We start from the raw sequence: 10,427 nt of genomic DNA, 5'->3' as shown, positions 1-10,427 counted from the left end.
CTGTACGACGCCTATCAGGCCAGGCTGCTGGACCTGGGCGCTCTGGACTTCGACGACCTGCTGACCGAAGGACTGAAGCGGGATGTCACCGGCCTGCGGTGCTTCCGTCATGTGCTGGTGGACGAGTTTCAGGATATCAACGATATCCAATACCGGCTGGTCCGGTCCTGGAGCCGGAGCGGGGAGCTGTTCGTCATCGGCGACCCGGACCAGTCCATCTACGGCTTCCGGGGCGCCGACTGCCGGTGCTTCCAGCGGCTTCAAGAGGAGCATCCTGGTGTAAAGGAAATTCACCTAACAGAAAATTACCGCTCTGCTCCGGCCATTCTGGATACGGCCTTGGCAGTAATCGGTCATAATCCCGGCGGGGGCCGAATACTGACCCCCCGCTGCCCCGCCGGTCCTGCCGTGCGGCTGGTCCAGGCAGCGGACAGCTTCTCCGAGGCCGTATTCATCGCCAAGGAGATCGGCCGTATGACCGGCGGCGTGGACATGCTGGAGGCCCAGGCCCTGGGCCACGAGCGGACGGTGCGGGCCTTTTCCGATATTGCGGTGCTCTGCCGCACCCACCGGCAGCTGGAGCTGGTGGAGAAATGCCTCCGCCACGACGATATTCCCTGTCTTGTCACCGGGCGGGAGGACTTCCTGGATGACCCGGCGGTTCGGGGGGCGCTGGGCTTCCTCCGTTCCCTGGTGGTGCCAGCAGACAACGCGGCGCTGGAGTCCGCCCTCCGGCTGCTGTGGAACTGCCCGGCAGATCTCATCCAGAAGGCCCAGACGCTCTGCCAAAAGATGGGCACGCTGGACTCGGCGGCCCTGCAGGAGGCGGTCCGGGGCCACGGCATTCTGGAAAACTGGCTGGGCCGGGCAGAGGTCTGGCTCCCTCTGGTCCGGACGGAAACACCCCGGAAGCTGGTGGAACAGTGGGAGGAACAGTACGGCACCTCTCCGGCCCTGGAACGCCTGCGGAACACGGCGGTATTCCACGAGGACTTCGACAGCCTCTGGGATGCTCTGGTCCTGGGCCAGGAGGCAGACCTCCGGCGGGCATCCGGCAAACACTGGGCCTCCGGCGCAGTGCGCCTGATGACGCTCCACGGTGCCAAGGGTTTGGAATTCCCTGCGGTGTTCCTGGCGGGTCTCTCCGCCGGAGCGATGCCCCTGGAGTCCCCCGGCCGCCCGGCGGATGCGGAAGAGGAGCGGCGGCTCTTCTTTGTGGGCCTCACCCGGGCCCGGGAGGAACTGATCCTCACCGCCGCGCCGGAGTTCTCTCCCTTCCTGCGGGAACTGCCGGAGACGGTGGTCCGGGAGACCACCGGCCGCCGCCGGGAGGCGGAACAGCTGCGCCTGTTCTGATCGCTTCCCCTTCTCCCAGTTCATACCAAAAGCCCCGGGCACACGTGTGTGTCCGGGGCTTCTCTCTTTTCCGTTGCCTTCAGCTTCGGTGTGCCCGATCCCTGACAGCAGCCAACAGCGCGTGACGCTCGTTGGGCAGGGAGTCATCCAGCACAGCGTTCAGCAGTTCCCGCAAAGTCTGTCCCACCGCGGGGCCGGAGAGTCCCATGGCCAGCAGGTCCCGCCCGTTCACCGCCAGCTGCCGCAGGGATACGCAGGCGCCCTCCACCAGCAGCTGGTCCAGGATGCATTCCGCCCTGTCGATCTCCCCCTGCAGGAAGCGGTACGCCGGGGCCTGAGCCAGATTGTCCGCTCGCTTCACATCCAGCAGACGCCGCAGGTCCCGCTCCCCCAGTGCCCCCAGTGCCCGAGCCACGCCCGGGCGGGTGCGTGGGATGTTGCGGTCATGCCAAGCCACCAGCTGTACCACCGTCTCCCGGAGAGCCGTCTCGGCCCGGAGGCGACCCAGCATGGCCTCCGCCATGCGGGCGCTCTCCGCCGGATGGCCGTAAAAGTGTCCGCAGCCCAGCCCATCCACTGTAAAGCAATTTGGCTTTCCAATATCGTGAAGCAGCATGGTCAGCCGCAGCTCCGGCTCCGGTTTCACTTTCTCCATGGCATGGAGGGTGTGCTCCCACACATCATAACAATGGTGGCCGTTCCGCTGGTCAAACCCCACCATGGGCAGAATCTCCGGCCAGAAGACGCCAGCCACATCCGGATAGGCCCGCAGGACCTCTGCGGCCCATTTTCCGGACACCAGCTTTTTCAGATCCGCCCAGATCCGCTCCGGAGCAATGGCTCTCAGCAATTCCCGGTTCCGGTGGATGGCCACCGCTGTATCCGGATGGACAGTGACCCCCAGCTCCGCCGCGAACCGCAGTCCCCGCAGGATGCGGAGGGCATCCTCGCCGAACCGGCGGTCCGGCTCTCCCACACACCGCAGGACCTTCTCCGTCAGGTCTGCCCGGCCGCCCAGAGGGTCGTACAGGGTCCCCTGCAGGTCCGCTGCCATCGCGTTGATGGTGAAGTCCCGGCGCCGCAGATCCTCCTCCAGAGAGTCGGTGAACGTCACGGTCTCCGGCCTCCGGTGGTCCCGATAGGCACCGTCCCGCCGGAGTGTAGTGATCTCCACGCCACCCTGCTCCGTCTTTACGGTGACGGTGCCGTGGCGCAGACCAGTTGGGACAGCCCGGCCGGCAAACAGGGCCATAGTCTCCTCCGGCCGGGCGGAAGTGGTCACATCCCAGTCCCCCGGCATCCGGTCCAGCAGGGCATCCCGGACGCAGCCGCCCACGCACCATGCGCCATACCCCGCCGCCTCCAGTGTTTTCAGGATCTCCCCTACCGGAGCGGGGATCGTTACCGTCGTCATGTGTCCACCTCCCTTATGTCCATTCTCCTTGCGTATCGCGGATCAGCTCTGCGGGCCGTCCCATCGCCACTCCATAAGAAGTTCCGCTTCCCCAGTCTCGGGATCCACGCCCTCCTCCAGGACACGGAACCCCTCCCGCCGGTAGAAGGCTGCCGCCCGGAGGTTTTTCCGGTAGACCTGCAGGCGCAGCTGCCCGCGGCTGGTCTTCACGTGGTCCAACAGCTGCCGGCCCACGCCGCCGGACCGGGCCTCCCTCCGGACGAAGATGCCGGCGATGTAGTCTCCCAGAAGTCCGATGAAGCCTGAAATTTCGGCCCGCGCCTCCGTCTCAAAGACCCAGACCTCCGCCCGGGCCAGCGCAGTCCTGACCTCTGCAAAATGTCCCAGCCAATAGGCTGCTGGGATGAAATCGTGGGCTTCCCGGTTGGCGTCCAACCAGATGGCCGCCACAGCATCCAGGTCGCCCTTCCCCATTCTTCGGATCATGGGCCTCCTCCATTCCTCCTGTACCTCGCGCTGCTCTGATGATACCACACCAAGCGACCCGCCGCAAGGCAGGGGCCACCGGATTCTGCCTTTTGAAGTATGATCGTGATTTCACGGAACAAGGAAATCTTCTGTCATTTGGGTGAAACTATGCCTGGATCTCCGCTCCTTCACAGCCGGTCATGTTTCCACCCGTGGGCAAAAGACGTGGGCAGCTGTTTTCCCCGCGGAACACAGCTGCCCTTGTTGTCCAGGCGTGGAAGCAAGGCCTTCCGCCCCTCAGGCTGGAATTTCGGGAACTGAATTGCACCCCAAAACAGGCCCGCTCTATGCCTTCTTCCGTGTCAGGAAAATCCCAAGGATTGCTCCTATCAAGAGCATCGGCGCAAACCTGACAAACAGCCATTCAAATGCGTGAAAGGCGACTCCAACAACGGCGGTTTCCGGATCGTGATAATTCCACCCCAGATAAGGACTCCCGCAGTAAATGAAAACTGCGGAAATAATTACGATGGCCGTACACAATCCAATAAGCAGGCAGCGAGCTGTTTTTCGCCGCAGCTCCTTCCCCTGTGCCAGCTGCAAATTTATGATCTCCAGCTTTTCGGAAACCGCTTTCAGGTCATCAGCCTTCGCCGCTGTGACAGGTTCTCCGAGCAGCGTGCTCACAGGTGTTTCAAACGCCTCTGACAGGGAGATCAGCATATCAGCATCCGGAACAGACAATCCCTGCTCCCATTTGGAGATGGTCTGCCGCACCACATTCAGCTTGATCGCAAGTTCCTCCTGCGATAGCCCTTTTGATTTTCTGATGGCTTTGATGTTTTCACATAACATAGGGAATGAACTCCTTTCTGGTTAACGCCATTGTACGAGAAACAGCCTGTTTTCGCAAGCAACGTATATTAACATTTGCGTTCAGACTGTGCAGGCGGCTTTTGGCTTCTTTCTTTTGCGGCAGGCAAGATTTGTTGATTCCTGCGGCACGTATCCAAACCGGCAAATTACGCAAAGCTGCCACAGGTATGCGGCAAATTACCTTCCTCTTACGGCTGCGCTCAGTTTGGTGAAGCCGACGGAATTGGGGCCGCCACCGCTGATCTTGAAACGGGGCCCTGGATTTCTCTGGTTGCATTTTCCGTCTTCTCATACTATAATGAAATATTTGGTAAGGAATTGCAGGTTTTTGGGCAACCTCATGGTATTCCCACAGAATCATCAGCGGCGCGCTGGCAGTGCGCTTCAGATAAGGAGTCTTTTCATGATGAACAATCTCCATCCCATCCGCGACTATATCGTCCCCGGCAAGCGGGCCCATCTGGTGGGCATCGGCGGCGTGTCCATGTGCCCCCTGGCGGAGGTGCTGCGGGGCATGGGCCTCCATGTCCAGGGCTCCGACATGACGGAGAGCGACACGGTCCGCCACCTCCGGTCCTTGGGCATCCCCGTGGCCATCGGCCACAACGCCGAAAACCTGGGGGACTGCGATCTGGTGGTCCGCACCGCTGCCGTCCACGACAGCAACCCGGAGATCGCCGGTGCCGTGGCCCGGGGTATCCCCGTGTACGAGCGGGCCCAGGCCTGGGGTGCCATCATGCAGCGGTATCCCAACGCGCTGTGCGTGGCCGGTACCCACGGCAAAACCACCACCACCTCCATGTGCACCCACATCTTCATGGCGGCGGAGGCGGATCCCACGGTGATGATCGGCGGCACCCTGCCCCTGCTCCACGCCGGCTATCGGGTGGGCCAGGGGGACACCATCATCCTGGAGTCCTGTGAGTACTGCAACAGCTTCCTCAGCTTCTTCCCCACCGTGGCAGTGATTTTGAACGTGGAGGAGGACCACCTGGACTTCTTCAAGGATCTGGCCGACATCCAGCACTCCTTCCGCCGGTTTGCGGAGCTGGTGCCCCCGGCGGGGTCCGTCATCGTCAACGCGGACAACGCCAGCGCCATGGAGGCGGTGGCCGGGCTGGAGCATCCCATCTTCACCTTCGGCCTGGACCATACCGCCGACTGCACCGCCGCCAATCTGACGGAGGTGGACGGCAGGCCGGTATTCGACGTGATGATCCGCGGCGAGAAATACGCCCGCGTAGAGCTCCACGTCTACGGCCACCACAATGTTCTCAACGCCCTGGCGGCAGCCTCTGCGGCCTGGGCACTGGGCCTGCCGGGCCATGCGGTGGAGACGGGCCTGGCCTCCTTCACCGGCGCTGGCCGCCGATTCGAGCACAAGGGTACCTATCACGGGGCGGAGGTCTACGATGACTACGCCCATCACCCCGACGAGCTCCACGCCCTGTTCACCACCGCCAAGGAAATGGGGTATGAACGGCTGGTGGTGGCCTTCCAGCCCCACACCTACTCTCGCACCGCCAAGCTGTTCGAGCGGTTCGTGGAAGAGCTGAAAATCCCGGACGTGGCCATCCTGGCGGAGATCTTCGCCGCCCGGGAGCAGAACACCTTGGGCATCTCCTCGGCGGACCTGTGCCGCAATATCCCCGGCGCTGTGTACTGCTCCACCCTGGACAAGGCGGCGGCGGCTCTGCGGCAGGCGGCCCGGCCCGGCGACTTGATCCTCACCGTAGGCGCCGGTGACATCTACCGGGCCGGGGAAAAGCTGCTGGCGGGGGTGTGAGCCGTGGAGATCTCAGAGATCCGCACCGCCGCCCCGGCAGAGGGCCGCGCCGCCGTGGAGCTGGAGACCTTTGCCCTGCTGGACCGGCTGCACATCCCCTATGCTTGGGTGGCCCACGAGACCGCCGACACCATCGCCGACTGCGATGTGGTCAGCGAGGTGCTGGGCATCTCCATCTGCAAGAACCTGTTTCTCTGCAACCGGCAGAAGACGGCGTTCTACCTGCTGACCATGCCCGGCGGCAAGCCCTTCCAGACCAAGGTCCTCAGCGCCCAACTGGGCACCACCCGCCTCTCCTTCGCCCCGCCGGAGCTGATGGAGTCCATGCTCCGCTGCACCCCCGGCTCTGCCAGCGTGCTGGGCCTGGCCTATGACACGGAGCGCCGGGTCCGGCTGGTGATGGACCGGGCAGTCCATGACGCGGCCTGGTTCGGCTGCCACCCCTGCAAGAACGACGCCAGCCTCCGCCTGCGGACGGAGGACCTGCTGCATGTCTTTCTCCCCCACACGGGCCACGATGTGACGGTGGTGGACCTGTAACGGCATCTATGGAAAAACGAGGACCGGACCGGTCCTCGTTTTCTGTTTTCCCTCAGTGGGGAGAGGTCAGCTTGATGCCGACAATGCCCGTCAGCAGCAACACGGTGAAAAACATCCGGGCGGCGGTCACCGGCTCCTTGAAGATCAGGATGCCCACCGCCACGGAGCCTACGGCCCCGATGCCGGTCCAGACGGCGTAGGCAGTGCCCAGGGGAAGCGTCTTCATGGCCTGGCTCAGCAAATAGAAGCTGGCCAGCATCCCCGCAATGGTCATCACGGACCAGCCCAGCTTCGTGAAGCCATCGGACAGTTTCAGGAACGAGGACCAGAACACCTCCAGAAGTCCCGCGCATGCCAGAAATACCCATGCCATGCAAATCACTCCTCCTCTGACAGCAAAAAATAAAAGGCGCCCGCGCCCCGCATCTCCAATGGCCTACGGATGCAGGGGCAAACGCCTTTGTCCGCCCGGCGGCGGACCTATATTGATGTTTTATTTTACAGATTTCCCGGGAAATGTCAAGTCCTTTCTACCACAGAGCGGTAAAACCGCTCCCGGTCCTCCCGGAGCATCCGCAGCTCCCCGGTGGAGAGCATCTGCCGGATGCGCTCCGCCAGCCAGACGTCGCCGATGCCCGGCTTCTCCCGGCCCAGAACCTCTCCAATGATGTTGGCGATCTTCGTCTGGCCCTCGGGCAGATGGCGTCGGATCATTTCGTCGTAGAAGTCCTCCCCCACGCTGCGGACCCGGCCGTTCACCACCGCCCGGAGCGGGGCGTTCTCCTGCCGGAGCACCTCCCACCGATGGGCCATAGCGCCCAGCATCACCGGCGGCAGCGGCTCCTCCCGGGACAGGAAGCGTCCGAACAGCTCCGGCTCCACCTCGCCCCAACCCAGGTAGGTCTCCACGACGCCGTCCGGCCGCTCCCGCCAGGGCGGCAGGAACACCACGCGGACGTCGGCCTTTGTGTCTTTCAGCAGGCTGGCAGCGTGGAGCAGACCGCAGGCGCCGTATGGCGTATGGTCCACCCAAATACGGACGGCGTCCCTAGAGCCGCAGGACCTCAATCGCTCCGCTGCCTCCAAATTCCGCTGCCAGTCCCGGTCCGTGGTCTCATCATCACCATCACACCACCGGCGCAGCAGGTCCCACCGGTCCGCCCCCAGCGGTTCTCGGATATCCCCCATATCCAGTCCCAGGGACAAGACCAGTACATCACTCGGACTGCCGCCCAGGGGGATGGCCTCCCGTTCCAGGGCCGCCTGCCGCCGCTGGGCCCGCTGGATCTGGTGGATCTCCTCTCCCGCGGGCGCTTTTCCGTCATCGAAGCCGATGACCGTAGTAGATGTCACATTTCCGCCGTCCTCTGTGCGGCTGAGAACGAATCCGAAGCCTTTCCGTCCGCTCCCGCCGCAGCGCTGGGCCACCCGCAGGGCACCGCAGGTTGACATATCAAAACACAGTTCCAGCATGGTCTTGCCTCCTGGATGTCACGGCTGCTGATCTTCTCAGGGATCCAGCAATGTTTTCCCAAAGCCAAAGCCCCATTGATAGGCCCAGCCCAAGGACGTGAGCAGAAGCACCGTCAGCCCGTAGCCGAAGAGGAGCCCCGTCGCCAGCCGCCGGAGATTACCGCTCTCATAGGGCGTACAGAGCTGGAGAAGTCCGTCCGCAATCAACGGAACCAGCAGCACAGCCGCCACTCCCGCCGGGGGATGGACCGCCCACCAGGTTGCCAGCCCCGCCAGGATGCCCGCCAGCTCCCCGGTGCACCGGGCGCAGATGGGAAAGGGCGTTCCGTCCCGAAAATGGAAAGAGCGATCCGGCCGGCAGTGGCATCCGAAGAGAATCGGAAGCCACCGCCAAAGCCAGCGCCGCAGCTTAATAGGCATACACCGCTGCGCTGATGCCCAGAACCGCCGCCGCAACGTACATCAGTACATAGGCGATCACGCACACCAGGGCGCCGATGCCCGCCGCCTTGGCAGTCCGGGGCTTGGTATCCTTCCATACCAGGAACAAGATCAATCCTGCAATGGGAATACAGCAGCCCAGAAGCCCCCACAGGAAGCCGCCGTTGTCCGCTGCCGGTGGAGGATTATTCGGTCCTCCGTTCTGAGGAGTGCCGCATTTCGGGCAGACCGCCGCATAGTCATCGATCAATGCACCACATTTTCTGCAATAAGCCATCGTTTTTCCCTCCAAGACACAGTTTGCCGCGTTCGCCTCCGCGCTGTCCCAAAGCCGCGTGGCGCCCTCCACCTGAGGGAACCAAGCACCTTGATTGTATCGGTCCCCGCACCTGCTGTCAAGGCTAATCCGACAGATTCCAACCAAAAGGGACAAGGCAGGCAGCTTTCGCTGCCCGCCTTGTAAAAAGTCCGGGAGATCTTACTTCTTGCTCAATGCCTCGTCGATGGCCTTAGCCGCGGTCTTGCCGGCGCCCATGGCCAGGATGACGGTGGCAGCACCGGTGACGGCGTCGCCGCCGGCATAGACGTTCTCGCGGGAGGTGAGACCGTCCTCGTTCACCACGATGCCGCCCTTCTTGTTGATTTCCAGGCCCTTGGTGGTGGACTTGATCAGGGGGTTGGGGCTGGTGCCCAGGGCCATAATAACGCAGTCCACGTCCACGTCGAACTCACTGCCGGGGACCTCGATGGGACGGCGGCGGCCGGAGGCATCGGGCTCGCCCAGTTCCATCCGGATGCAGCGGATTCCCTTCACATCGTCGTTCTCGTCCGCCAGCACCTCCACCGGGTTGCAGAGAGTCTTGAAGATGATGCCTTCCTCCTCGGCGTGCTCCACCTCTTCACGGCGGGCGGGCAGCTCCTCCATGCCGCGGCGGTACACAACATAGACCTCTGCACCCAGGCGCTTGGCGCACCGGGCGGCGTCCATGGCCACGTTGCCGCCGCCTACGACGGCCACCTTCTTGGGATGGATGAGGGGCGTGTCGGAATCGGGCAGGTATGCCTTCATCAGGTTGATGCGGGTCAGGAACTCGTTGGCGGACAGCACGCCCTTGTAGTTGACGCCGGGGATGTTCATGAACATAGGCAGGCCGGCGCCGGAGCCGATGAACACGGCCTCAAAACCCATCTCATCCATCAGCTCGTCCACGGTGATGGTGCGGCCCACCACGGTGTCGGTCATGATCTTCACGCCGAAGTGTTCCAGCCGGGCCACCTCCTTGGCCACAATGGCCTTGGGCAGACGGAACTCCGGGATGCCGTACACCAGCACGCCGCCAACCTGGTGCAGCGCCTCGAACACGGTGACGTCATACCCCTTCCGGGCCAGATCGCCGGCACAGGTCAGGCCCGCAGGGCCGGAGCCTACCACAGCTACCTTGTGGCCGTTGCTCTCCGGCACGACGGGAGCGCCGCCCTGATGGCCGTGGGTATTGTGATAGTCCGCCACAAACCGCTCCAGACGGCCGATGCCCACGGGCTCACCCTTGATGCCCCGGATGCACTGGCCCTCGCACTGGTTCTCCTGGGGGCAGACACGGCCGCAGATGGCGGGCAGGCTGTTGGTGGAGGTGATGACGCCGAAGGCCTCGTCAAACTTGCCTTCCGCCACCTTGGCGATGAACTCGGGAATATGTACGTTCACGGGGCAGCCGTTCACGCACTTGGGGTTCTTGCAGTTCAGGCAGCGCTTGGCCTCGTCGATGGCCATTTCCTCAGTATAGCCCAGGGCCACCTCGTCGAAGTTCTTGTTGCGGACATCGGGCTCCTGAGAGGGCATGGGATTCTTCTTCAAAGACATATTGGCCATGATTATTCGGCCTCCTTCTTGAACAGGTTGCAGGTCTCCTCATATTTGTGGGCCTCAAAGTCCCGATACATCTGGTTCCGCTTGACTGCCAGATCCCAGTCCACCTTGTGGCCGTCGAAATCCGGGCCGTCCACGCAGGCGAACTTCATCTCGCCGCCCACGGTCAGGCGGCAGCCGCCGCACATGCCGGTGCCGTCGATCAT

Annotated in this window: 12 protein-coding genes; 3 read left to right on the top strand and 9 right to left on the bottom strand. The window is 63.1% G+C overall.

Annotated features, from left to right (window positions below; genetic code table 11):
- On the top strand, positions 1-1,356 hold a 1,356-nt coding region (locus tag QVE23_RS08460; RefSeq protein WP_287967930.1), incomplete at its 5' end, for an ATP-dependent helicase.
- Between the two features lie 79 nt (positions 1,357-1,435).
- Here the strand turns inward: QVE23_RS08460 and QVE23_RS08455 are convergent.
- The 3 genes from QVE23_RS08455 to QVE23_RS08445 form a co-directional block, all read right to left on the bottom strand.
- Positions 1,436-2,770 (bottom strand): CCA tRNA nucleotidyltransferase, encoded by a 1,335-nt coding sequence (locus tag QVE23_RS08455; RefSeq protein ID WP_287967929.1) that lies wholly within the window; start codon positions 2,768-2,770, stop codon positions 1,436-1,438.
- A 42-nt stretch (positions 2,771-2,812) separates the two neighbouring features.
- Positions 2,813-3,256, bottom strand: a complete 444-nt coding sequence (locus QVE23_RS08450; protein ID WP_021749453.1) for a GNAT family N-acetyltransferase — start codon at positions 3,254-3,256, stop codon at positions 2,813-2,815.
- Positions 3,257-3,583: 327 nt separating this feature from the next.
- A complete protein-coding gene (locus QVE23_RS08445) occupies positions 3,584-4,093 on the bottom strand; it encodes a helix-turn-helix domain-containing protein (protein ID WP_021749451.1) in 510 nt (169 codons plus the stop codon).
- Between the two features lie 424 nt (positions 4,094-4,517).
- Between QVE23_RS08445 and murC the strand changes: the two genes are divergently transcribed.
- Both murC and QVE23_RS08435 read left to right on the top strand, forming a co-directional pair.
- Positions 4,518-5,900 carry a UDP-N-acetylmuramate--L-alanine ligase gene (murC, locus tag QVE23_RS08440; protein ID WP_256264469.1) on the top strand — a complete coding sequence of 461 codons (1,383 nt, stop codon included), beginning with the start codon at positions 4,518-4,520 and terminating at the stop codon, positions 5,898-5,900.
- 3 nt (positions 5,901-5,903) lie between these two features.
- Positions 5,904-6,440, top strand: coding sequence for a prolyl-tRNA synthetase associated domain-containing protein (locus tag QVE23_RS08435; protein ID WP_021749448.1), 537 nt, complete (start codon positions 5,904-5,906; stop codon positions 6,438-6,440).
- A gap of 52 nt (positions 6,441-6,492) precedes the next feature.
- Here QVE23_RS08435 and QVE23_RS08430 read toward each other — a convergent pair whose 3' ends face one another.
- The 6 genes from QVE23_RS08430 to QVE23_RS08405 all read right to left on the bottom strand — a co-directional run.
- A complete protein-coding gene (locus tag QVE23_RS08430; RefSeq protein WP_136891712.1) occupies positions 6,493-6,813 on the bottom strand; it encodes a DMT family transporter in 321 nt (106 codons plus the stop codon).
- A 146-nt stretch (positions 6,814-6,959) separates the two neighbouring features.
- The gene (locus QVE23_RS08425; RefSeq protein WP_021749446.1) at positions 6,960-7,913 is read right to left on the bottom strand and encodes a DUF3658 domain-containing protein; all 954 of its coding nucleotides are present in this window, start codon (positions 7,911-7,913) and stop codon (positions 6,960-6,962) included.
- 36 nt (positions 7,914-7,949) lie between these two features.
- A complete protein-coding gene (locus QVE23_RS08420; protein WP_021749445.1) occupies positions 7,950-8,333 on the bottom strand; it encodes a DUF2085 domain-containing protein in 384 nt (127 codons plus the stop codon).
- Positions 8,323-8,631 carry a zinc-ribbon domain-containing protein gene (locus QVE23_RS08415; protein WP_036630414.1) on the bottom strand — a complete coding sequence of 103 codons (309 nt, stop codon included), beginning with the start codon at positions 8,629-8,631 and terminating at the stop codon, positions 8,323-8,325. Before QVE23_RS08415 ends, QVE23_RS08420 begins: the two co-directional genes overlap by 11 nt.
- Before the next feature lie 201 nt (positions 8,632-8,832).
- Positions 8,833-10,224, bottom strand: a complete 1,392-nt coding sequence (gene gltA, locus QVE23_RS08410; RefSeq protein ID WP_021749443.1) for an NADPH-dependent glutamate synthase — start codon at positions 10,222-10,224, stop codon at positions 8,833-8,835.
- Positions 10,225-10,226: 2 nt separating this feature from the next.
- The coding region (locus tag QVE23_RS08405) for an iron-sulfur cluster-binding protein (protein ID WP_502919085.1) at positions 10,227-10,427 on the bottom strand (201 nt) is incomplete at its 5' end.

This window comes from Oscillibacter sp. KLE 1728, assembly GCF_934833455.1.
Taxonomy (GTDB): Bacteria; Bacillota; Clostridia; order Oscillospirales; family Oscillospiraceae; genus Oscillibacter; species Oscillibacter welbionis.
The sequence above is the reverse complement of the archived record's forward strand: the minus strand, read 5'-3'. Positions and strand labels throughout refer to the sequence as shown.